28 protein-coding genes are annotated in these 21,860 nt (G+C 66.4%); 17 read left to right on the top strand and 11 right to left on the bottom strand.

Features of this window, described 5'->3' with window-relative positions; genetic code table 11:
* Positions 1-4 precede the first annotated feature (4 nt).
* The 9 genes from AC5Y5V_RS15590 (at position 5) to AC5Y5V_RS15550 (ending at position 5,188) form a co-directional block, all read left to right on the top strand.
* The gene (locus tag AC5Y5V_RS15590; protein WP_499936791.1) at positions 5-484 is read left to right on the top strand and encodes a hypothetical protein; all 480 of its coding nucleotides are present in this window, start codon (positions 5-7) and stop codon (positions 482-484) included.
* A 111-nt stretch (positions 485-595) separates the two neighbouring features.
* A complete protein-coding gene (locus AC5Y5V_RS15585; RefSeq protein WP_499936789.1) occupies positions 596-895 on the top strand; it encodes a hypothetical protein in 300 nt (99 codons plus the stop codon).
* A 352-nt stretch (positions 896-1,247) separates the two neighbouring features.
* Positions 1,248-2,351, top strand: coding sequence for an AAA family ATPase (locus AC5Y5V_RS15580; protein WP_499936787.1), 1,104 nt, complete (start codon positions 1,248-1,250; stop codon positions 2,349-2,351).
* Between the two features lie 489 nt (positions 2,352-2,840).
* A complete protein-coding gene (locus AC5Y5V_RS15575; RefSeq protein ID WP_499936785.1) occupies positions 2,841-3,128 on the top strand; it encodes a hypothetical protein in 288 nt (95 codons plus the stop codon).
* Positions 3,125-3,421, top strand: coding sequence for a hypothetical protein (locus AC5Y5V_RS15570; protein ID WP_499936783.1), 297 nt, complete (start codon positions 3,125-3,127; stop codon positions 3,419-3,421). The genes AC5Y5V_RS15575 and AC5Y5V_RS15570 overlap by 4 nt, the downstream gene beginning before the upstream one ends.
* Positions 3,418-3,684, top strand: coding sequence for an RNA polymerase subunit sigma (locus AC5Y5V_RS15565; RefSeq protein ID WP_499936781.1), 267 nt, complete (start codon positions 3,418-3,420; stop codon positions 3,682-3,684). Before AC5Y5V_RS15570 ends, AC5Y5V_RS15565 begins: the two co-directional genes overlap by 4 nt.
* Before the next feature lie 31 nt (positions 3,685-3,715).
* Complete coding sequence (locus tag AC5Y5V_RS15560) at positions 3,716-4,501, top strand: aldehyde dehydrogenase (protein ID WP_499936779.1); 786 nt, start codon at positions 3,716-3,718, stop codon at positions 4,499-4,501.
* Between the two features lie 254 nt (positions 4,502-4,755).
* Entirely contained in the window at positions 4,756-4,977 is a 222-nt protein-coding gene (locus tag AC5Y5V_RS15555; RefSeq protein WP_499936777.1) for a hypothetical protein, read from the top strand.
* 22 nt (positions 4,978-4,999) lie between these two features.
* Positions 5,000-5,188 (top strand): ribosome modulation factor, encoded by a 189-nt coding sequence (locus tag AC5Y5V_RS15550; protein ID WP_499936774.1) that lies wholly within the window; start codon positions 5,000-5,002, stop codon positions 5,186-5,188.
* Between the two features lie 831 nt (positions 5,189-6,019).
* Here the strand turns inward: AC5Y5V_RS15550 and AC5Y5V_RS15545 are convergent.
* From AC5Y5V_RS15545 to AC5Y5V_RS15520, 6 genes are all read right to left on the bottom strand, one after another.
* Positions 6,020-7,135 (bottom strand): hypothetical protein, encoded by a 1,116-nt coding sequence (locus tag AC5Y5V_RS15545; protein WP_499936772.1) that lies wholly within the window; start codon positions 7,133-7,135, stop codon positions 6,020-6,022.
* The gene (locus AC5Y5V_RS15540; RefSeq protein WP_499936769.1) at positions 7,132-7,959 is read right to left on the bottom strand and encodes a serine/threonine-protein kinase; all 828 of its coding nucleotides are present in this window, start codon (positions 7,957-7,959) and stop codon (positions 7,132-7,134) included. Before AC5Y5V_RS15540 ends, AC5Y5V_RS15545 begins: the two co-directional genes overlap by 4 nt.
* A gap of 73 nt (positions 7,960-8,032) precedes the next feature.
* Positions 8,033-8,626: a tyrosine-type recombinase/integrase gene (locus tag AC5Y5V_RS15535; protein ID WP_499936767.1), complete on the bottom strand. Its 594-nt coding sequence runs from the start codon at positions 8,624-8,626 to the stop codon at positions 8,033-8,035.
* Positions 8,623-8,877, bottom strand: a complete 255-nt coding sequence (locus tag AC5Y5V_RS15530; RefSeq protein ID WP_499936764.1) for a hypothetical protein — start codon at positions 8,875-8,877, stop codon at positions 8,623-8,625. The genes AC5Y5V_RS15535 and AC5Y5V_RS15530 overlap by 4 nt, the downstream gene beginning before the upstream one ends.
* 655 nt (positions 8,878-9,532) lie before the next feature.
* Entirely contained in the window at positions 9,533-9,832 is a 300-nt protein-coding gene (locus tag AC5Y5V_RS15525; RefSeq protein WP_499936762.1) for a hypothetical protein, read from the bottom strand.
* A 167-nt stretch (positions 9,833-9,999) separates the two neighbouring features.
* Positions 10,000-12,699 carry a winged helix-turn-helix domain-containing protein gene (locus AC5Y5V_RS15520; RefSeq protein WP_499936760.1) on the bottom strand — a complete coding sequence of 900 codons (2,700 nt, stop codon included), beginning with the start codon at positions 12,697-12,699 and terminating at the stop codon, positions 10,000-10,002.
* A gap of 71 nt (positions 12,700-12,770) precedes the next feature.
* Here AC5Y5V_RS15520 and AC5Y5V_RS15515 point away from each other — a divergent pair, with 71 nt between their 5' ends.
* Positions 12,771-13,283, top strand: coding sequence for a PE family protein (locus AC5Y5V_RS15515; protein WP_499936758.1), 513 nt, complete (start codon positions 12,771-12,773; stop codon positions 13,281-13,283).
* Between the two features lie 63 nt (positions 13,284-13,346).
* Here the strand turns inward: AC5Y5V_RS15515 and AC5Y5V_RS15510 are convergent, their stop codons facing one another.
* Entirely contained in the window at positions 13,347-13,514 is a 168-nt protein-coding gene (locus AC5Y5V_RS15510) for a hypothetical protein (protein WP_499936756.1), read from the bottom strand.
* 146 nt (positions 13,515-13,660) lie between these two features.
* Here AC5Y5V_RS15510 and AC5Y5V_RS15505 point away from each other — a divergent pair, with 146 nt between their 5' ends.
* The gene (locus tag AC5Y5V_RS15505) at positions 13,661-14,032 is read left to right on the top strand and encodes a RidA family protein (protein ID WP_499936754.1); all 372 of its coding nucleotides are present in this window, start codon (positions 13,661-13,663) and stop codon (positions 14,030-14,032) included.
* Here the strand turns inward: AC5Y5V_RS15505 and AC5Y5V_RS15500 are convergent.
* A complete protein-coding gene (locus tag AC5Y5V_RS15500; protein WP_499936751.1) occupies positions 14,017-14,373 on the bottom strand; it encodes a DUF952 domain-containing protein in 357 nt (118 codons plus the stop codon). The two genes, AC5Y5V_RS15505 and AC5Y5V_RS15500, sit on opposite strands and share 16 nt — an antisense overlap.
* 130 nt (positions 14,374-14,503) lie before the next feature.
* Between AC5Y5V_RS15500 and AC5Y5V_RS15495 the strand changes: the two genes are divergently transcribed.
* Positions 14,504-14,689 (top strand): DUF7455 domain-containing protein, encoded by a 186-nt coding sequence (locus tag AC5Y5V_RS15495; protein WP_499936747.1) that lies wholly within the window; start codon positions 14,504-14,506, stop codon positions 14,687-14,689.
* Positions 14,690-14,753: 64 nt separating this feature from the next.
* Complete coding sequence (locus tag AC5Y5V_RS15490) at positions 14,754-15,722, top strand: YihY/virulence factor BrkB family protein (RefSeq protein ID WP_499936744.1); 969 nt, start codon at positions 14,754-14,756, stop codon at positions 15,720-15,722.
* Here the strand turns inward: AC5Y5V_RS15490 and AC5Y5V_RS15485 are convergent, their stop codons facing one another.
* A complete protein-coding gene (locus AC5Y5V_RS15485; protein ID WP_499936736.1) occupies positions 15,723-15,962 on the bottom strand; it encodes a DUF3039 domain-containing protein in 240 nt (79 codons plus the stop codon).
* A 94-nt stretch (positions 15,963-16,056) separates the two neighbouring features.
* Between AC5Y5V_RS15485 and AC5Y5V_RS15480 the strand changes: the two genes are divergently transcribed.
* From AC5Y5V_RS15480 to ideR, 3 genes are all read left to right on the top strand, one after another.
* On the top strand, positions 16,057-16,446 hold the full coding sequence (locus tag AC5Y5V_RS15480; protein WP_499936734.1) for a DUF3099 domain-containing protein: 390 nt from the start codon (positions 16,057-16,059) through the stop codon (positions 16,444-16,446).
* A gap of 175 nt (positions 16,447-16,621) precedes the next feature.
* Positions 16,622-17,623 (top strand): sigma-70 family RNA polymerase sigma factor SigB, encoded by a 1,002-nt coding sequence (gene sigB / locus AC5Y5V_RS15475; protein WP_499936731.1) that lies wholly within the window; start codon positions 16,622-16,624, stop codon positions 17,621-17,623.
* Between the two features lie 135 nt (positions 17,624-17,758).
* On the top strand, positions 17,759-18,451 hold the full coding sequence (gene ideR / locus AC5Y5V_RS15470; protein WP_499936728.1) for an iron-dependent transcriptional regulator IdeR: 693 nt from the start codon (positions 17,759-17,761) through the stop codon (positions 18,449-18,451).
* On the opposite strand, the gene AC5Y5V_RS15465 is transcribed toward ideR, so the two are convergent.
* A complete protein-coding gene (locus AC5Y5V_RS15465) occupies positions 18,448-19,503 on the bottom strand; it encodes a DUF4192 domain-containing protein (RefSeq protein ID WP_499936724.1) in 1,056 nt (351 codons plus the stop codon). The genes ideR and AC5Y5V_RS15465 overlap by 4 nt on opposite strands.
* 114 nt (positions 19,504-19,617) lie before the next feature.
* Between AC5Y5V_RS15465 and sthA the strand changes: the two genes are divergently transcribed.
* A complete protein-coding gene (sthA, locus tag AC5Y5V_RS15460) occupies positions 19,618-21,024 on the top strand; it encodes a Si-specific NAD(P)(+) transhydrogenase (protein ID WP_499936959.1) in 1,407 nt (468 codons plus the stop codon).
* Between the two features lie 7 nt (positions 21,025-21,031).
* Here sthA and AC5Y5V_RS15455 read toward each other — a convergent pair whose 3' ends face one another.
* Positions 21,032-21,772: a trypsin-like serine peptidase gene (locus tag AC5Y5V_RS15455; protein ID WP_499936722.1), complete on the bottom strand. Its 741-nt coding sequence runs from the start codon at positions 21,770-21,772 to the stop codon at positions 21,032-21,034.
* Positions 21,773-21,860 lie beyond the last annotated feature (88 nt).

Genomic DNA, 21,860 nt, shown 5'->3' with positions numbered 1-21,860 from the left:
CGGCATGAACGAGGAGAAGACCGGCGAGATCACCGTCTACTGCGACGCTGAATCGCACGCACTGTGGGAACAGACTTACACTCGCCACGGAGAGGGGCCGTGGTTGCCTGACCCCTTCGAAACGCTCGGCGGTGATGTTCGGAAGCCACGCCGCGGTGGTGGCGTCGAGTACATCAACGCTGCTGGCGAAGTGGTGAAGGTCTGGGATGTCGGCCGCGCGAATATGCCAGAGGGCAAGTTCTGGAGCCGAGCGCAATCCATGTTGGACGAACTGGACCGAGCGCGCGCACTAGCGGGGGTCGGTGCCGACGACGAGCTGCCGCTAGGTCGGCGGTATCAGTTGCGTTGCGCAGGTTGCGGCGATGTAGTGCGCCGCAACGAACTTGAGCTCAAGTCGCAGTTCGACGTGTTGTGGGAGCGTGACCGTTTCCGCATTTCGCTGAACGGACTACGCGCGATCGGAAAGACGTCGCGAAAGTCTTAGCGGCGTAGCGCACAGCGCTGATGTACGCTATGCACCACGCGAGCCGGATGTCCCTCCGGCCGAAGCCTCCGAAGAAGGCGTGATTAGTCACGCCCTCCCGGAGGTTTTTTCATGGCGGCGACACCGCATTCGCCCACCGAACGTAGGCTTCAAGCACAGATCGCGGCGCACGAATCCTGGGCGCGCACCCCCGATCGATCTGCACGAACTGCCAACGCGCGCAAAGCATTGCTCGACAAGTTCGAGCGACAAGTCGATCCAAACGGCAAGCTCCCGCCGGCCGAACGCGCACGTCGAGCCGGGAATGCCCGCAAGGCGCATTTCAAGCGGTTGGCGCTGAAGTCGGCGCAGGCTCGCCGGCGGCGGGCTGCGGTGATCGAGCGCATCGCCGAAATGGACAGCGGCGCATGAGGGTCTACAAACGGAGAAGTCGCCGACCTGAGCAGGATTCGGCGGCCTCGAAGCCCCTGACGATGGACTGCGATCGGCATCGGGGCCTGGCCGCCTGGAAACGCCGCCGCCACTCCGCCCGCCGTGTTGCCCCGCTGCGTTGCGGGTGCCCCGACCCCTGGCCGTGCCGGTGCTCCGACCCCCCGTTGTCGGACAAGATGATCGACGCCGGCCGGGATGCCGCACTGCACGTCCTTGAGTCCGGCCTAGTCCCGCTGCTCCAAATAGAAGTGCTGCAAGCGCTTTGGCGACGGGGCGGCAAGGATAGGGAACTCGCCGAGCATCTGCATACTCTCACTGGCGGAGCTCTGGCGTGACCGCCCGCGTCGATCCCGGCCTCGCCTCGGCGCGGCGGACGGCCGCGGTCGCCAGCTTCGAACGGTCCGACGATCCGGGCCCGCCCGAACCGCCACTCGGCGACCGCAACTCTCGTTGGGAGGCGCCCGCGGCGCCGACGCCGGCACACAAGCGGTATCCGGTCGTGGACTGGCAACGCGCATTTGACGGCGCGCGCGAGGAGGTCGACTGGCTGGTTCCGGAATTCATCGCGCGCGGGCAGTCCTATGCGCTGGTGTCGACGGCGAAGGCCGGCAAGAGTCTGTTGATGCTCGACGTCGTCGCGGCGCTTGCGGCCGGCCGGCCCGTCTTCGGCCAGAAGCCGCAACCGCCCGTCCGCGTGCTCTATGTCGACCACGAAAACAGCGACTTCGACATCATCGCGCGGTTACGCGACATGGGTTACGCCGCCGACCAACTCGGCGACCTGCGCTACCTGTCGTTCCCGTCGATGCCGCCGCTCGACAACGCCGCCGGTGGCGTCGACCTCGTAGCGGTCGCCGAATACCACGATGCCGCCCTGGTCGTCATCGACACCGTGGCCCGCGTAGTCGCCGGCGAAGAAAACAGCGCCGACACGTACCGGGCTCTCTACCGGCACACGCTCGCACCGCTTAAGGGCGCCGGTCGAGCCGTCGTGCGGCTAGACCACCGCGGGCACGGCGTGAAGACGACCGCGCGTGGGTCGAGCGCGAAAGCTGACGACGTGGACGCGGTGTGGACGTTGGACACTGCGCCCACCGCCGACGACGACGGCGAGGTGTTCGTCAACCTCGGGCTCGAACGCCAGCGCGGCAACGGACACCCCGACCGGATTCTGCTGCTGCGCCAGTACGACCCGCACCTGCGGCACATCATCCGGCCGAAGTCGCTGCCCGACGCCGAACAGCGCCGAATCGGCGCGTGCATCGAAGCCATGATCCAACTCCGGTTGCTGGTCGACACCGGCGCTAATCGGGCCCGCGAGGCACTGCGACTCGGCGGCCACAAGTTTTCCAACGCAACGATTGCCGCGGCGGTGAAGGCGCGGAAGTCAGCTGCGACGAACGCTGACGGCTCGACGCAGCAGGAGCTGATGTGACCGCCTTGATTCGCCTAGCACCACCTGTCCCCGCACCCCTAAAACGGCCGTCCTCGGCATCGCAAAACGCCTATTCAACCTGTCCGCGATTCCGCGGGGACAGGTCCATTTCGACTGTCCCCGAGTCCGTGTCGGGCCGTTTGAGAAAACCGCAGGTCAGACCTGTCCGCAAGGCGTCGGGGACAGATCTGGACAGGCCCCTGGCCCACCTGTCCCAGCGGGTGTGTTCCGTAGGGACACCCGCGGACGTTGGGGCAGAGCGTTCCGGGCCTCGCCGTCCAGGCCGTGTGAAGTGAACCGCGCAGAGCGTAGAAGAGCGCGCCTGCGGATCAGCCGGTACCAACCGGGGCAGGACATGGCGGGGGTCGTCGAATGTCCGGACTGCAACAGCGTCGCGTCCGTCGCCGAGGTCACCCCCGGATACTTCCGCGGCGTCGTTCAACACGACGACAGCTGCCCTTGGTACGCCGCTCTCAACCGCGACCTCGGATGACCACGCCAGCATCGCGGATCTACCGGTCCGCGCTGGTCTGCCATCCCGACCCGAGCGTCGCCGGCAGCGCCGAGTTCACCTACTGGGCCGACGTCGAGGAAGCGCGACAAGCCGAAGCCGAACTGACTCCATGCGGCCGGCTGTGCATCGGCGTACACACCGTCGCCCGCCTGGACGTCGAAGTGGAGCCAAGGCGAAAGCTGTCGCTGATCGGCGGGGCCCCGGACGGCCGCAGAGCCGGCAAGCGCGGACCCTACGACCGCCGAACGAAAGCCAGCCGATGACCACCGACCCCGAACGTCAGCTCGTCGGCGAAGCGGCCTACACCATCGCCGACGCAATGCACCTGTTCAAGATCAGCGGGCAACGGATCCCGCTGCGCTGGCCCAGAGTGCTCGACGCCCTGAACAGGCATTTGTCCGCTGGGGGACAGCCGAATCGGGTCGACCTGTCAGCCTTGAAGACGACCAAGCAACTCGCGCGCGAATGGGGTTGCCACGCAAGAACTGTCAGACGCAAAGCCGAAGCGGCCGGCGGACGAAAAGTCAACGGCTGGATCTTCCCGGAGGGCACATGACTGAAATCGACCACACCGCAAGCAATCGACGATTCGCGAACGCGTTCTTCACCGGCGCCAAGGTCGACGACCCGCAGCCTGAACCCCGCGACGCCGACACCGAAGCGCAACGCCGTTTCGCCGCAGACCTATTCGCGCCCAAGGACGCCGAAATCCTGCCTGGACTCGTTGCCGGCCGAACCGTCGGCCGCTGGCGACACCCTGAACGTGAACCCGAAGACAACGGTCCCTGGTTCGAGCGCCGGCCGGCCATCGACAACTGACCTCAGCACCACCACCAACGAGAGGACGCCCATGCTTCACCTGGTTTCGGCCCGCACCCACGCGGCAGCCGTCACGAAAGCCGCCGACCGGCTCGGTGTTCCGCTGCCCGACGCCTACCTCGAACTGGTCGCCCAGGTCGACGCGTTCGCCGACGCTGTTGCTCAGATCAGCGCCACGGCCGAACAACTCGACGACGCGGTGTTCGATGCGATCGAAGCCGGCCGCGACTACCACAACGACAAGACCGTGCAGCGGCTCGCACTCAACCGCCAACTTGTTACAGGCAACATCGGCGAGCGGGCCCGCAGCCGCGTCGACCAGCTGCTCGCAGCCGCACTGGTCGACGGCGCCGACGCCATCCTCGAAAGCTGGTCAGCCGCGCTTGAACCACACACGGACGCACTCGTCGCCGCAGCCGAAGCCGGCTTGGACCTTGCCGACGACGCCGCCGCGATCACCAAGGGCGGCAACGTCATGCACCAGCTGCACGAGGCACAGATCGCCGCCGCGGTCTGGACCGAGGCACAGCGAGGGTTCGACGCACTTGCCGCAGTCTCAGGTGTCCGAGTCGCGGGGTATCCGGTGCCGCTATCGCTGACCCCCGCGCGTAAAGCCGACTTGGCGCCGGCAATTGCGATAACCCGCGACACACGAACCGAACCCGACGCATTCGCCCTCACCCGCGCCGGCCTCCCGCTCCGCCTCGCGACGATCGCCGAGTTCTCCGCGCGCGCCGCGACATTCAACGCCGACGCCACAGCCCAAGAGCGCGCCGACGAAGAGGCGCGCCTAAAGCGCGTCGTAAACAGCTGGTAGCGGGTCACCGACAGCCCCGCGGTCGGCGCGCGTGTGGACGTAGGCGCAGCGCCGCCGCGGGGCCCGCAACCACGACGACGACCGAGGCGCCGCAGCAGAGCCGAACAGTTCGCGTTCGCGCCGGTCGCAACACAGACCAGGGGGGATGACCCCCCGCCCCCCGCCCACGCCGCCTCCCGTGGCATAGGCGATGCCCCCCCTGCTCGCTCACAAAAAAACTCGGTCATAACATGTTCCTCTGGCAGGCTGGACGCATGACCGTCAGCAACAACAAGTGGGCCGTGACTATTCACCGGAAAAACGGCGACCAGACGAATGATGTTTTGCATGTTGCGGAGAGCGCCCAGGCAGCGATCGAAGCTGTTGCCGAAAACCTCGAACTGAACGTCGACCAAGCGGGCAACGTGACGGGTGACAACGAAATCAGCCGCCTGACTGTCGCGCCAGCGCCCGAAGCCCGCGTACACCACTTGTAGCGCGCAAGCTCCACGGTTGACGATGCGGCAGGAAGCGACCCGCGCCCTGTACGAGGGCTCACTCGCCGACGTCGGCGACCCTAACCCGTATGCCGGCCGGTCGCTGGTCCTGACGAAGCTGTGGATGCGCGGCTACACGCGAATGCTGCGGGTCCGGGTCGATACCGGGCCGGCGATGACGCGCCACCGCGGAACGCGCCGCGGCGCCTGACGACGGGTGAGTTGCTACTCGCAAGTACGGTGCTAGTTTGCGGATATGGCTTCGCGGACGGTCGACGAGGGACCCGTCGAGTTACTCAAGCCGGCGCCCGCTGTGACGCCTAACGGTGGTCAGCGCGCACGTGTCGGCTTTCGCTGGGAAGCCGAGATGACGCAGTTGGTTACCGTTCAGATTGGTCGACTCATGCCGCCAGGCGGCGCCCACGTGGTCGTTGGCGAAGTGCCGGCCGCACAGGGTATCGCCGACGTCGTCGCCGTCCGATTCGACACGGACGCGCTGCACCAGCGATTCGAAAGCGGCGTTGGTCCGATCACATCGCCGTTGCGAGTGCGGGTTTTGAATCTGCTACGAAGCGATCGGCCTACTCGAACCTCGACCCTCGCTACCCGCCTCGGCACCAGCGCACCAGCACTTACGCGATCGACCCTCGGGCCGCTCGCCGACCTTGGCCTCGTTGAACTCCAGACCGACACAGTGAGGTCCAGTGGCGCCTGGCGTCCAGTACCGGCGCACATCACCGCCGTGGAACTGAAGCTGAGCAAATGGCGGGACGCGCTTCGCCAAGCGGACAACTTCGCGATCAGTGCAGACCGCGCGTGGCTGGTCCTGGACGCGGCCCGGTCTGCCGCCGCCATACGCGAAAGCGCCTTCATCGCTTCCTTCGGAGTCGGTCTGGCGGTGATCGCATCTACCGGCGAGCTACAGGTGATTGCGCAGCCCCGCGGACGACGCCCCGAGCGCTGGTTGCGTGCATTAATGGCCGAGCAGGCCTGGGCAGCGGCCGAGAGCGAGGTCGCAGCGGTCCTCGCCGTAGGCACACAGCTACAGGAGCGCCCGCCACCGATCGAGGTGAGTCGTCGCAGGAATACGGGTAGCGACAATCCGCGAGAGGCTGTCGCGGAAGTTAATCGCGGCGTCCAGGCGAGCGGCGACGAGCCCGCGCCGCTGCCCAACGGGCACGGCCGTCAGGGTCGCGGTCTCCTGCGAGGCGTGGCGGATCTGGTGGCGCTTGGCGAGCATGAGTTCGTGCGAGCCTCCCATCTGGACACAATCGGCGCAGCTACACGGCTGGTATTCGGGCTCGCTCACGAGTTGTTCGTGGCTGCGCCACGGCACGGCGCGGAGAAGTTGTGGTTCGAAATACGGGAGACTGGGCTGATCGGGTCGAGTCATCGGGCCGGGAACTCGATCAACCCACGACCCGCCGGCCATGCCTCCGCTGAAACCCCAAGCGCCCCAGCCCATCGCGAGCCAACCGAGCCAACCTGACGCGGGCAGGAAAATGCGGATGCCGTTCGCGGCGCATGCTTCGATGACCTCGCGCAATCCGCTGAGGTAAAACCGGTCTGCCACCGGTGCCAGTTCTGAATGTGGGGCTCGGAAAACCACCCCATCGGCGCCCGTCTGAATTACCGCGTTCAGCAGCCGCGTCAGGTGCGTCTCTTCGCGCAGGTAGGTCCGGTCCACCGTCACGCCCAGCCAGCAATCCTGACCAGATACCCGGCTGCGGACAGCGGTGGCGGCATCGAGCACGGCATTCAAGTCATCGGCGCTGGCGGCTTCCATCACCGGGGAGGGCGTGATTACAAAGGACGGGGTGCCGGCATTCCCGCACAGCTGCGTCGAGACCTGGTGGTCAAGGCCCCGTTGCATCCACTGTTCCCACTCCGGTTGCGTGGTCGGCCGCGGTTCCTGAGCAAGCCAGGGGAAGTGGTCTCGTGACCGCTTCAAGGGCCCGCGGTCGCGCAGATAGCCGTGTGGCTCCACGATCGCCTCACCCTTGGTACGCGCCTGGCGATAGAGCGGCTCGAGCGTCGCTGGGGCGTTGAGTGGTCCGAAGCAAATGCCAGGCCGTCCAGCAGGTGTGGCCGCAAGCTCATCTGCGAACGCGACGAGTTGACGGGCTTCTTTGTTGCCGTACTCCAACCAGAAACTCATGGCCACATCAATTCAAGTTGCTGTCTTGCCACCGCGGCGGTGGGCCGTTTGTAACCGGGATACGCCCCGGCGAACCGCAACCAGTCACGGAGGCCCGCAGGGCGACTTCCGGGAATGCTCATGCCCGTCCGCAGCCGCGCATGCCAATCCGCGGGCGGGTTCCGCTCACCGAGCCAGAAGGGGTGCTGTCCCGCAGCTAGTTCGGCGACGATGACCGCAACCGCCCAGACGTCAGTGCGGTCAAAAGCACGCTGAGCTTGCAGCTGCTCGGGCGCCATGTAAGTCCAAGTCCCGCCGATCCAGGGATAGACGGTCACAGTCGTCAGGTCAATCAACCGTGCCAACCCCAAGTCGATGATGACCGGCTTTGTCCAGTCGCCGTTGAGCAGAATTATGTTGTCGGGCTTGAGGTCGCGGTGGACCACCTTGGCGTCGTGCAGTTCCTCGACGCCTTCGAGCACCGCGAGCGCGAAGGCGCGCAGCTGCCCGTCGTCAGGCTGTTTGCCCGCGGCGATGTGCTCACGTACGTCGCCCCCTTCCAGGAACTCACTGAGGAAGTACGGGTGCTCATTCCCATCGTCGGCTGTGGTCAGCTTGCCGCGACCAAACACCCGCACCACGCGTGGCGAATCGATGCGCTGCATCGCCTCGACTTCGCGTTCGAACCGCTCAGGCTCATAGGCGCGTGTAATGACCTTGCAGGCCTTGACCGTCCCGTTCTGAACGATCCGCCAGCATTCGCCCATGCCGCTTTGCGATCCGACACGCTGCGCCTCTTGGCATGGCCCCAGAGCACGCTCGATATCCGCCTTGGTTACCGTCATCGCGCTCACACTCTAGGGCACATGTCGTCGCGTAGCCAGCAAATACGCGCGTACGAAATCACGCCTAGAAAATCTATTCGCTGGCTGCCATCATCGCGGCCCGTATCTCGTCGTCGCCGACCGCGGTGTATCGCTCCGTTGTCGTGACCGACGAGTGTCCGAGCAGCGTTTGCACCGCGCGCAGATTGCGACTCCCACGGTAGGCGCGCTTGGCGAATCGGTGGCGCAGGGTGTGGGCGGTCCAGTGGTCGGGCAGTGCGCCGGCCATCAGCTTGCCGACCCACCGCGGCGACAGGTGGCCGCCCTCGTCGCCGGGGAACAGATAGCCGACGATGGGGTCAGTCTGGCTTACCCCATCGGCAAGGGTGTGCGCCGGACGCACCCCCTTCTCAGCATCCGTTCGGCTGACGTTGACAGCGGCGATCGCCCGGGCCAGGTCGTCGCCGAGCGGCACGACGCGCAGCTTGCCGCCCGTGCCGTGAACCAACAGTTCGGCGCCGGCCGGCCCGCGCGTCAGATCGTGGCGATCCGCGCGCCATAAGGCCAGGTGGCCGCGGCGGGTAGCGAGCGTGGCCGGCGACCGGCCTGCGCCGGCCTCCGCCGCTAGGCAGTCGTCGACCAGGCCGGCCCACGCCGGCGGAAATGGTCGCGGCGGGGGTCCGCTCACCGCGACTCGATCAGTGCCGCCGCGATATCGAGAGCACGAGCGACGCCGACGCAGTCCTCGCACGGCCACTGGCCGGCGCGCACCGCCACGGCGCGCGACCGCATCGAGCCGGCCGGATCGCTGCGCAGACTGACGTCGTAGTGCAGCGCGGCGATCAGGAGGTCGCCGTCGTCGATCGGTAGACCGGCGAAAACGCCGGCGGCGTCGAGTTCGGTATTGAGGCCCGCGAGGACAGTACTTGTGTGTGTCATGCACCGAAGCTAACTCGATAGATATCGAATTGCCAAGGGCTGCAAAGACATTCGCACATATGTCGCTACCATTGCAAATGTCGGGAATCGAGCATATGTCGATGCGTGGTGATATGTCGCCGTCGTGATCATCAGTTCGGACAAGCCCGAAGCCGCGGCGTTCCGGCGTAGGGCCAGAAATAGGCGCGGGTCCAGTCCAGGATATTCGTGCGATCAACGCTCATCCGCGAGCGTTGTTTTTCCAGGTCAAGCACAGCGCATAACAGTCCCTAGTGCGCGACTACCTGGACTGAGCGACACTCCAGCTTTACGCGACTGACCAGCGCATTTGTGGGTCAGTCCAGAAGCAGTGGACGTGCACCGCGCTAGAGCGCCTCTCCCGGGGCCCTGGCCGAAAAGGGCTCCCAAATAGGGAACTCCGGGCGGATGATGTTGGGTGTTCTATGGGTAATGAGCTGACCAGGCGTCGGGGGTGACTGGTGTAGGGCACTCCGTTCGGTCGCCCGATCCCACGGCAGTGGCCAGCACCGTGCTGGTAGGCATGACCCGAATCAATTCCAGCTGGCTGATCTCCCAGTTCGACCCGGTTTAGGAATGGCGCCACAGTTTGAGCCTTACGGTATTTGCCAGGGCTGGCTTCTCCGTGGCCCGGTGATCAGAAGATCTGCACCGCGGCGCTGCCGCCGTTTGCGTCCCTGCATGTCGTGCTGCCATGACTTTCGATCATGCAGTGCATCGAGTAGGTTTCGCCGGTAACCGGCGAGTACACACTGAATGTTGTGCCGGCACCGCTCATCATTTTGGCGGACACGGCGAGCGCGAACGGACAGCTGGTGGCGCCGAGCGCCACAACCTTCGGGGAGTTCTGGCACACGGTGTCAGCATGGGCCGTTGGTGCGAGAAGCACCGCTGCGGGCGCAGCAGCGACAGCGGCAACGATCAGCAGTTTCTTCACGGTTGTTCCTTTCCTTACCGACATGGCCGTGTGCCACGCACCGTAGCCGCTTCGTGTGAGAATCGTGTGAGTTTCGACAAGTTGCTCTGACTTACAGCTGGGCAGGCTGGCATCTCCGCCACGTCTAACAACGCTTGTCGCTGCCCAGCGTTTGCGCGACTCCTCGACTAAGAATTCGCGGGGCGTTCGAGCACCGCTCGGGCCTGGTCGATCTGGTCATAGGCGTACGCCACTATTTCGGTGGTGGTCATCTCCTCGCCCTTGCGGGCGAGCGCTTCATACTTCGGCTCACCGAGCACCTCGCGGAGGTGCGCATTCGCGGTGCGGAACGCGGCCATGTTGTGAAGCGCGGCGACAGGGCTGGTAACGGCGAACCCGGCGATGGTGGCCGCCGGCTCGTAGCGTCCGAGCCGGTCGAAAAACGAGGCGAGCCAACCGAGGGGGACGTGAATCATGTAGGTGTTGCCCGAGTCGCGATGGTTGCCGATCGCCATGGTGAAGTAATCGAAGGCGGCCAGCGCGTCGCCGTGTTCGGCTTCGATGTGACACAGGTTCCCCGCAATGATCGACAGGTTGGCGCGGTTACCGCTGTCCTGGGCGATCGCCAGGCCACGCCGGTGGGAGGCCAGCGCGCGCGCAGGGTCGGCGTCCTGGCAGGCCAGGCCGTCGGCCGTGATGGCCCAGGAAAGCACGAAGGGGTTGGCGCTCGCCTCGGCGGCGTCCACCAGACCGTCGGCTGCCGCGATCGCGTCGGCGGAGCAACCGGTGATCGCCAAACTGATAACCAGGTTCGCCGTGGTGTACGGGAGAATGTCCCCACCGCGCGCGAGCTGGTCGCGACAACTACGAATCCAACGTTCCGGCTGTCCGATGGCAACGTAGGCAGCGCCGAGGAAGCATTCGGCGTGCGGGAGATGGTGGTCGCTTCCACCGCTGATCGCCCGTTCGGCGGCCTCGGTGTAGCGGATGCCCGCATCGATCCGTCCGGCCATGTAGCAATACGACGCCGCCACATACAGCGACCCGAGGCGGGGGTGATCGGCGGCCCGGGCAGGCTCGATCAGCTCTTCGGCCCACGCCATCGGCTCGTGATTTTCTGCCAAATAACCGAGCCACGCTGCATACGTCGCGATCGGGGCGGCGACATCCAGATCGCCGTGATCGGCGGCCCAGCGGAATGCCGTGCGCACGTTGGCCAGCTCGGCAGTCAACCAGTCGTACGCCTCTCGCTGGCGGGGGCTGTCCCACAGGGCAAGGATGTCGGCTTCCCGTCCGGCGAAGTACCGCGAGTGCGCCGCCCGAATCCCGGATGCCTCCCCGCGGGCGACGAGTTGCTCCTCGGCGAACTGGCGGATCGTCTCGAGCATCGAATACCGGGTCCGCCCCGACGACCGGTCCACCACCAGTAGCGACTTGCGCACCAGCGCATCGAGCAGATCCAGGGCGGTGTAGTCGTCATCCAAACCCGTTACGGCACGCGCACTTTCGAGTTCGAACCCGCCGGCGAACACCGAGCATCGGTCCAGCACCGCCCTTTCCGAGTCGTCGAGCAGGTCGTAGGACCACGCCACCGTGTGGCGCAGGGTGTGGTGGCGTTCGAGGCCACGCCGCGAGCCCACCAGCAGCCGGAACCGCTGATCGAGGCGATCCCGCACCTCGTTTACAGTCATCGACGTCATCCGTGACGCGGCCAGTTCGATGGCCAACGGGATGCCGTCGAGTCTGCGACATATTTCCACAACGGCATCCGCCCCGCCCGACTCGGCCAGCGAGAAGTCCGACACCACGCTTTGAGCGCGGTCGACGAACAGGCTGACGGCGGCGGATTCGGCTCCGGACTTGACCTCGAGCGACGGGACACGCCATAACCGTTCGTCGCCGACGCCCAGCCCTTCGCGGCTGGTCGCGAGGACCCGTACCGTCGACGATGCGGTCAGGATCTCGTCGATCAGATCCGCGGCACTGTCGACCACGTGTTCGCAGTTGTCGAAAACCAGCAGTCGGACCCTGCCCTCCAACGCGGCGGCGACGCTGTTCGCCACGCTCTTGCCGGGCTGCTGGATGATGCCTAAAACCGCCGCGACGGCGTCGGGCACGGCGGCGGGATCGGTGACCGCGGCCAGCTCGAAAAACCATGTTCCGTCGGGAAATTCGTCGGCCAGCCGCGCCGCCACTTCAACCGCCAGGCGCGTCTTCCCGACGCCCCCGACCCCCGTCAGAGTCACCAACCGATGTGCCTTGACCGCGGCTTCGACGTCGGAGACCTGGGACTCGCGTCCGATCAGACTCGTCGTGGTCAGCCGCAGGTTTCCGACCGTCGTATCCAGCGCCCGCAACGGCGGAAACTCCGTCCGCAGCCCCGCGGCCCGCAACTGGAACACGCCGACCGGCATCGGGACGCCCCGCAATCGGCGCGGTCCCAGGTCGATCAGATCTGTCCCGCTGAGCAGAGCGGCTGTCGAGTCGGCCACCAGGACCTGACCACCATGACCGGCAGCCATCACGCGCGCCGCCCGGTTGAGCACGGCGCCGAAGTAGTCGCCATCGCGTAGTTCGGCTTCACCGGTGGCCAGCCCCATCCGGACCGGCAACTCCAACCTCAGTTGAGCGGTCAACGCCGCATCCACGGCTGATTTGGGCGAGGCGAAGACGGCACACACCCCGTCGCCGGTGTGCTTGAACAGGACGCCGCCGTGCGTCGCGATCGACGAGCGCAACACCTCGTCATGGGCGGCGAGTGCCACGCGCATCCCGCCGGCGTCGTCTTCCCACCGACGGGTCGAACCCTCAACGTCGGTGAACAGGAACGTCACAACCCCCGAAGGAGTAGCCGCCAAAGGAGCGGACACCCACGCAGAATGCCACATTTAAGTAGTCGACTACTGATACTCGCCGCATCGATCCGTGTGATCCTGGTTCGCGCAACGGGAGGACCGACATGTCGCATGTGATCGCGGCGCCGGAGTTGATGACAGCGGCGGCCGGGGATTTGGGAAATATCGCCTCGAAGCTGACCGACGAGTTCGCGGTCGCGGCGGTCAAAACCGTCGGGTTGGCACCCGCGGCCGCCGATGAAGTGTCAGCGAGCGTGGCGCATCTGTTCTCCGGGTATGCCGAGGACTTCCACGGTCTGGCCGGCCAAGCGACGGCGTTTCACGAGCAGTTCGCGCAGCACTTGGCTACGAGTGCGCAATCGTATGCCGCAGCCGAAGGCATCAACGTCGAGTATCTGCTCTGGCTCCTTCAGAACGCGGGCCTGTGGGTCACCGTGCAAGCGCTAATCGAAATGCTGCAGAGCAGTAACGCGTTCCTCAACATATTTTTCCAGTTGCTGGATTATGTGCTGGGGCCTATTCGTGGAGTTTTAGCTGTGGGCGTCCTGCTGACCTTTTTCGCGGCGGCTGGGGTCGTGTCGATTCTGCTTAATTTCTTGGGACAGTTCGGACTTTAAGACTCGCGTCCTCGAACGATTAGCGCCACGCGTTCGTCACAGCCACCGTGCCGGCAGCCGCGATCAGCTGCCGCAATACCTGATCAAAAAGTCATGATCCGTGTCCCGGTCGTTCTTGGGATCCCGGGCGGGCCAGGTCTCCTGGCTGGTGATCGTGTCCTCGACGCGGACCGGTGGCGGTAGGAGCCTGTACTTCTCTTGCCGGTCTTCGGCTTTGTGCTCGGCCTTCATCTCTTCCCTCCATCGACCATTGTGAGCCGACCGCTACCTCGGGTCGCCACTTGGAAGCGTGATGCAACCGCCTTGAAGGATTCTTGAAGCGCGCACCGCGGAAAATTTGGCGTCCCTGGCGCGCCGCGCTGGCTTAGCGTGACGACATGCCGCCCAACCGCCGCAACATCTCGTCGGGATCCGACTTCGAATCAGCCGTGGCGTACTCCCGCGCGGTCCGCGTCGGCCCGTATGTGGCGGTGGCGGGAACCACCGGCAGCGGGGACGGCGTCGCAGCACAGACTCGGGACGCGCTGCGTCGCATCGAGGCAGCGCTCACCGAGGCGGACGCGACGCTGGCCGACGTGGTCCGCACGCGGATCTTCGTGACCGACATTTCCCGCTGGCGTGAGGTCGGCGACGTGCACGCGCAGGTTTTCGGCGACATCCGCCCGGCGGCCACCATGGTCGAGGTCGCGGCGCTGATCGCGCCGGAACTGCTGGTGGAGATCGAAGTCGACGCCTACGTGGCGGGCTGAGCGACGGGCGGAAACGTCCCGTCGGGCCCCGGCGGGTAGGGAACGACCTCGATCACGGCGCTCGCCGGCAGCGGCCCGTACAGGTGCGGGAACAGCATCGCCGCGGGGTCCGACGGCACCCCCGGCTCCCAGCGCACCGGCGCTTTCAGCGCCGCCGGATCGACGTAGAGCAGCACCAGGTCGGTGCGGCCGCGGTAGAGCCGGTTGGCCGGCAGATGCACCTGATCCGGCGTCGACAGGTGAACGAACCCAACCGAATCGGGGTGAATTGCGCCGTCGGCAACTATGCGCGACCATTCCTCGGCCCCACAAAGATGCACCAGCACCGAAGGGCCAGACATAACGCCTCCCCTACCCAGCTCGCGCGCCAAAAACTCGTGAGAAACGACACACCTTATAACGTGCGGGGAACAAGGCGAAAACCCCAAGCGTCTGACAGAGTTGAAGACACGCCAGAAACGGAGACACGCCATGAACGCAACTCTGACAAGTCCCGAACTGACAAGAGCCGACCGCTGCGACCGCTGCGGTGCGGCGGCCCGCGTCCGCGCGAAGCTGAGCTCCGGTCTCGAACTTCTTTTCTGCATGCACCACGCCAACGAGCACCAGGCGAAGCTTGCCGAACAAGCCGCCGTGCTCGAGGTTAGCGGGAGCTGAATTCATCAACTCGCCCTCCGGCAATGTGGGCTGCCCCGGCAGTCATCGGTAATGCTGGACGGGTATGAGTGATCAGGCAGCCAAGCCATCGCGCCACCATGTGTGGCGAATAGGTTTAAGGACGCTATCCAAGAGCTGGGATGACTCGATCTTTTCGGAGTCGGCGCAAGCCGGCTTCTGGTCGTGCTTGTCTCTTCCCCCGCTGCTGCTGGGACTGCTGGGCTGTCTGGCCTTCGTAGCGCCGCTGTTCGGTGCGGACACCCTGCCCGCCATCGAAAAAACGCTGGTCAGCACCGCGCATAGCTTCTTTTCTGCGAGCGTGGTCAACGAGATCATCGAGCCGACCATCCGCGACGTGACCAAACACGCCCGCGGCGAGGTGGTGTCGCTGGGGTTCGTGATCTCGCTGTGGGCCGGGTCGTCGGCGATGTCGTCGTTCGTGGACTCGGTGGTCGAGGCGCACGACCAGACGCCGCTGCGCCATCCGGTGCGCCAGCGGTTCTTCGCCCTGTTCCTCTACGTGGTCATGCTGCTGTTCGTGGTCGCGACCGCGCCGCTGGCGGTCGTCGGACCACGCAAGGTCGGCGAGCACATCCCGGCCACCCTGGCCAACCTGCTGCACTACGGCTACTACCCGATGCTGGCCGTCGGCCTGATGCTCGGTGTGATGGCCCTGTACCGCGTGGCGCTGCCGGTGCCGCTGCCGTCGCACCGGCTGATCCTCGGTGCGATGTTGGCGACGACGGTGTTCGTGGTCGCCACGCTGGGTCTTCGGTTCTACCTGCGGTGGATCACCAGTACCGGCTATACCTACGGCGCGCTGTCCACACCGATCGCGTTCCTGTTGTTCGCGTTTTTCGGCGGCTTCGCGATCATGATCGGCGCCGAACTCAACGCCGCCGTCCAGGAGGAATTCCCCGCCCAGGCCACCCACGCCCACCGCCTGCGCAACTGGCTGCTGGCGCGCCTGCGCGGCGACAAGGGCTACAAGCCGCCGCCGTCGCAGGACGGCCTGCACGCCGGCGAGGGCTGATCAGCCCTTCTTGAGGTGCTCGTAGATCTGCTTGCAGTCCGGGCACACCGGGGAGCCCGGTTTGGCGGCCTTGGTGACGGGAAATACCTCACCGCACAACGCGACGACGTGACTGCCCATGACGGCGCTCTCGGCGATCTTGTCCTTGCGGACGTAGTGGAAGAACTTGGGCGTGTCGCTGCCGGTCCCGTCGTCGACGCGTTCGTCGGTCTCGGTGCGTTCGATCGTCTGGGTATCCATGCCTGACATTGTGGCACCTGAACGCCGGGGTGCCGCCAAATCGGGCCCCGAAACCGAATAAGCCGGAATCGATCTGGTGTGGGAGAGTAGAGGAATGAAGCGCGGCTCCGACTTCGGGTTCGACGACGACGGCAGGCCGGTGCTGATCACCGCCGCCGCGCCGTCGTACGAGGACGAGCACCGCGCGCGGGTACGGAAGTACCTGACGCTCATGGCGTTCCGCGTTCCGGCCCTCATCCTGGCCGCGTTGGCATACGGGGCCTGGCACAACGGTCTGATCTCGCTGCTGATCGTGGCGGCCTCGGTGCCGTTGCCGTGGATGGCGGTGCTGATCGCCAACGACCGTCCCCCCCGCAGCGCCAACGAGCCCCGCCGGTTCGAGCCGGTTCAGCGGCGCACCCCGTTGTTCCCGACGGCCGAGCGCCCCGCGATCGAGGCACGGCCACACTCCGCCGGGACCGGTCCGGACGCTCGCGGCCTCTGAAGGCAGCCGACCAGGTTTCCGAATAGCGCCTACTGGTCACACTTCTCAGGACATTCTCAGGTCGTCGCCACATTCCTGCACGTCAAGGCGTGTGAGATGACAAGTCGCTGGGAACTCTGCGTAGGGGTTTGTCGTTTAACCACATGACAGCAAGCAAGCCAATCGGGAGGGCGCAATGGCCAATGCAGCCACAAAGAGGGCCACGGGGGTCGAAGCCACCACCAGGTCCAGCACCAGCCGGGTGGACGGCGATCTCGACGCGCAGAGCCCCGCTGCGGACCTGGTACGGGTGTACCTGAACGGCATCGGCAAGACGGCGCTGCTCAACGCCGCCGACGAAGTCGAATTGGCCAAGCGCATCGAGGCCGGTCTGTACGCCGAGCACCTGCTGGAAACCCGTAAGCGCCTCGGCGACAACCGCAAGCGCGAACTGGCGATCGTGGTCCGCGACGGTCAGGCGGCCCGGCGCCACCTGTTGGAAGCGAACCTGCGCCTGGTCGTGTCGCTGGCCAAGCGATACACCGGTCGGGGCATGCCGTTGCTCGACCTGATCCAGGAGGGCAATCTCGGCCTCATCCGTGCGATGGAAAAGTTCGACTACACAAAGGGATTCAAGTTCTCGACGTATGCCACCTGGTGGATTCGTCAGGCGATCACCCGCGGTATGGCCGACCAGAGCCGCACCATCCGGCTGCCCGTGCACCTCGTCGAGCAGGTCAACAAGCTGGCGCGGATCAAGCGCGAGATGCACCAGAGCCTGGGGCGCGAAGCCAGCGACGAGGAATTGGCGGCCGAGTCGGGCATTCCGATCGAGAAGATCAACGACCTGCTCGAGCACAGCCGCGACCCGGTGAGCCTCGACATGCCCGTCGGCTCCGAAGAGGAAGCGCCCCTGGGCGATTTCATCGAGGATGCCGAGGCGATGTCCGCGGAGAACGCGGTGATTGCCGAGCTGCTGCACGTGGACATTCGCAGCGTCCTGGCAACGCTGGATGAGCGTGAGCACCAAGTGATCCGGCTGCGCTTCGGCCTCGACGACGGCCAGCCGCGCACCCTGGACCAGATCGGCAAGCTGTTCGGCCTGTCCCGCGAGCGCGTCCGTCAGATCGAACGCGACGTCATGTGCAAGCTGCGGCACGGCGAGCGCGCCGACCGGCTGCGCTCCTACGCCAGCTGACACCCCCAGCGAAACAGCAAGACGGTATGCCCGCCGCGTCGCGGCGGGCATACTGCTTGGCTGAAACGTGGGGAGACGCGTTGGACCCATTCACGCAGCTGTCCAAGTAGACTCAGCGTCAATGGAGGGTGCTGAATGAACGAGCTGGTCGATACCACCGAGATGTACCTGCGGACCATTTACGACCTCGAGGAAGAGGGCGTGACTCCGCTGCGTGCCCGGATCGCTGAACGGCTCGACCAAAGCGGGCCGACGGTGAGCCAGACGGTATCTCGAATGGAGCGTGACGGACTGCTCCACGTGGCCGGCGACCGGCATCTGGAACTGACCGACAAGGGCCGGGCCCTGGCGATCGCCGTCATGCGTAAACACCGCCTGGCCGAACGGCTGCTCGTCGACGTCATCGGATTGCCGTGGGAGGAAGTGCACGCCGAGGCATGCCGGTGGGAGCACGTGATGAGCGAGGACGTCGAGCGGCGGCTGGTCAAGGTCCTCAACAACCCGACCACTTCGCCGTTCGGCAATCCGATTCCCGGTCTGCTGGACCTGGGCGTCGGCTCGGAGTCGGATGCCGACGAGCCCAACCTGGTCCGGTTGACCGAGTTGCCCGCCGGATCGCCGGTCGCCGTCGTCGTGCGGCAACTGACCGAGCACGTGCAGGGTGACATCGACCTGATCTCGCGGCTCAAGGACGCCGGCGTCGTCCCCAACGCCCGCGTCACCGTCGAGACCAGCCCGGCCGGCGGGGTCACCATCCTGATCCCGGGCCACGAGAATGTCACCCTGCCGCACGAGATGGCGCACGCCGTCAAGGTGGAGAAGGTCTAACCCGCGCGACGGCCGAAGGTCCGTCGCGGCGGCAGCCGCACCCCGAGCCGCCGGGCGAGCCGATAACCGGTCAGCGCGAGCTCACGGATCTGTTCGGGCCGCACGCCGGACTGCAAAGCCGTGTCCAGCATCTCGGCCATCCGATGGTCCGGGTCGCAGCGCAGCGCGGCTTCCAACGAGACCCCGGCCAGCGGCCCGTCGCCGCGGGCGTACGCGCTGAACGCGAGCAGCACCAGCGCCTCGACCCGCCATGGCGGAGACAGCGTTCGGGACAGCACCGCCCACAGCGCCTCGGCCTCGGCGGCGGTCTCCCCCACCGCGAGGGCATAGAGCGTGTCGCGGACCTGCACGTCGGTCAGCGTGCAGCCGATCTCAGCCAGTTCCGCGTCGGACAGCGATTCACCGCCGACCACCCGGGCCGCGGCGGCCATCGCGGCCTGCACGTCGCCACGGCATCGACCGATGGGGTCGGCGCGCCGGTCGATCTCGCGGGCGGCCGCGCTTCGGCGGACCGCCGCGGCCAGCTCGTCGCCGCGCGCCGGGTCGACGGCGATGACGGCCTGCAGGTCAGCGCGGCGCGGGTAGAGCCGGCGACCGTCCAGCACCGCCGCGGCGGCCAGCGGCGACGCCGACGGGTCGTCAATCACGCCACCGGCACCGCAGCCGTCCACGCAATGCCACCGCCCGCCGCCGGCCACCCGATCCACCACATGCGCCGCCCACAGCACGACGTCGTGCTCCGACAGCGCCGCGGTGAGCCCGTCACACAGCTCGCGGTACTCGTCGTTGCAGTGCGGACACTGCGCGCCCTCGGCGTCGACGATCACCGCGATCGCGGCCTCCGGTTCGGCCGCCGCGGCCACCTCGGCGAGGTGCCCGATCCGGCCGGGCAGCGCGTCGGAAAGGTCTACCCGCAGCACCGATCCCAGTCCGCCGTCGCTCACCGACACCACGACCAGCGATTTCTCCGGCACGAAGCCGAGAAGGGCCGGGAGCGCAGCGATCAGCGCCGAGGGACGTTTCAGTTCGAAGTCAGCTCGTTGGTTTGTCATGAGCACCAACGCTGACGATCCCCACCGTCAGCCGGGTGCTACCGCAACGTAAATCAGCCGCCATCTGTGGAGAAAGTCTCGACTGTGGGCCTTATCGTCTATGCCATGAGTTCGATGCGCGAATACGACCTGGTCGTCATCGGTTCGGGGCCGGGCGGTCAAAAGGCCGCCATCGCCGCGGCAAAGCTGGGCAAATCCGTGGCGATCGTCGAACGCGGCCGGATGGTCGGCGGCGTCTGCGTGAACACCGGCACGATCCCCTCCAAGACGCTGCGCGAGGCGGTCGTCTACCTCACCGGCATGAGCCAGCGCGAACTCTACGGCGCCAGCTACCGCGTCAAGGACAAGATCACCCCGGCCGACCTGCTGGCCCGCACGCAGCACGTGATCGGCAAGCAGGTCGACGTGGTGCGCTCGCAGCTGATGCGCAACCGCATCGACCTGGTCCTGGGTCATGGCCGCTTCGTCGACCCGCACACCGTGCTGGTCGAGGAGGATGCGCAGGGCGAACGGGTCACCGTCAGCGGCGATTACGTCGTGATCGCCACCGGCACCAAGCCGGTGCGCCCGTCCGGGGTGGAGTTCGACGAGAAGCGCGTGCTGGACTCCGACGGGATCCTGGACCTGCGATCGCTGCCGGCCTCCATGGTCGTCGTCGGCGCCGGTGTGATCGGCATCGAGTACGCGTCTATGTTCGCCGCGTTGGGCACCAAGGTGACCGTGGTGGAGAAGCGCGACACCATGCTGGACTTCTGCGACCCGGAGATCATCGAGGCGCTCAAGTTCCACCTGCGCGACCTCGCGGTGACGTTCCGGTTCGGTGAGGAAGTGACCGCCGTCGACGTCGGCGCCGCCGGCACCGTCACCACGCTGGGCAGCGGCAAGCAGATCCCCGCCGAGACGGTGATGTACTCCGCCGGGCGGGAAGGCCAGACCGCGAGCCTCGGGCTGGAGAACGCCGGCCTCGAAACCGACCACCGCGGAAGGATTTTCGTCGACTCGCAGTTCCAGACGAAGGTCGACCACATCTACGCCGTCGGCGACGTGATCGGCTTCCCGGCGCTGGCGGCGACCTCGATGGACCAGGGCCGGCTGGCCGCCTACCACGCGTTCGGCGAGCCCACCGACGGCATCACCGAGCTGCAGCCGATCGGCATCTACTCGATTCCCGAGGTGTCCTACGTCGGCGCAACCGAGGTGGAACTGACCAAGAATTCCATCCCCTACGAGGTGGGCGTGGCGCGCTACCGCGAACTGGCCCGCGGTCAGATCGCCGGCGACTCCTACGGCATGCTCAAGCTGCTGGTGTCCACATCGGACCGCAAGCTGCTCGGGGTGCACATCTTCGGCACCAGCGCCACCGAGATGGTGCACATTGGGCAGGCCGTGATGGGCTGCGGCGGGACGGTCGACTACCTGGTGGACGCGGTGTTCAACTATCCGACGTTCTCCGAGGCCTACAAGGTGGCCGCGCTGGACGTGACGAACAAGATGCGCGCGCTCAATCAATTCCGGCGCTAAGCACCCGTCAGCAACCGTCGTCGTACTGCGTCGGCGCGCGGTCGCCGGGGCCGCCGGCCTCGGCGCGGGCCAGCAGCGCCGCGATGTGCTCGTCGAACGGCGACGAGTAGGACATGTCCGCATGGCACCCGCCGCCGTCGGGACCGCCGATCACCGCGGTCACCCTGGAAGCGCTGACCCACGCGGAGCCGCTGGTGCCGCCGACCAGCCCGCGGCAGGCCAGCGAGGGAAAGCCGCTCTCGGTCATGCCGGTGCTGGCCTCGCAGCTGATCGGCGAGCCACCGGCCCCGGCCGGATAGCCGGTCACCGTGACGCGGGTGCCCGCAGCGGGCGTGCGGCCCAGCGTCAGCGCGGATCCGGCGCGGGCTTCCAGAGATTCACCCCGCTGGTTGCCGACCCGCGCGACCGCATAGTCGGCGCGCGGATCCTTTCGCTCGACCCACCGTGGATCGAGGTAGACCTCGTCGACGCGCCACCGATCGGCTGCCCCGGAGCGACCCGAGAAGCCCGGAACGAACGTCGCCCGAGCACCGCCGAGCAGGCAGTGCGCCGCGGTGAGCATCAAGTTGCCGGCCCCGGAATGCAGCACAGAGCCCGTGCAGCCGTGCCTCGGCCCGTCGTCGTAGAAGACCGCGCCCACGCGCATGTCCGGCGCCACCGACCGCGCCGCGGGACCGCGCCCGAACAGCCCGCACGACGCCGGCGACAGCGCCACCAGCGAGCACAGCAAGACCGTCCCGACGCGCATCGGTGATCATCATGCCCGACGGGGCACTGGCCAGCCCCGTCGCGCGTTTTGACGGTGTCTGCGGGTGGCATTCGTTGTTCAATTACGG

This window comes from Mycobacterium sp. NGS68 (assembly GCF_059812195.1).
Note: the sequence above shows the minus strand (reverse complement) of the source record. Positions and strands in the feature narration are given on the sequence as shown.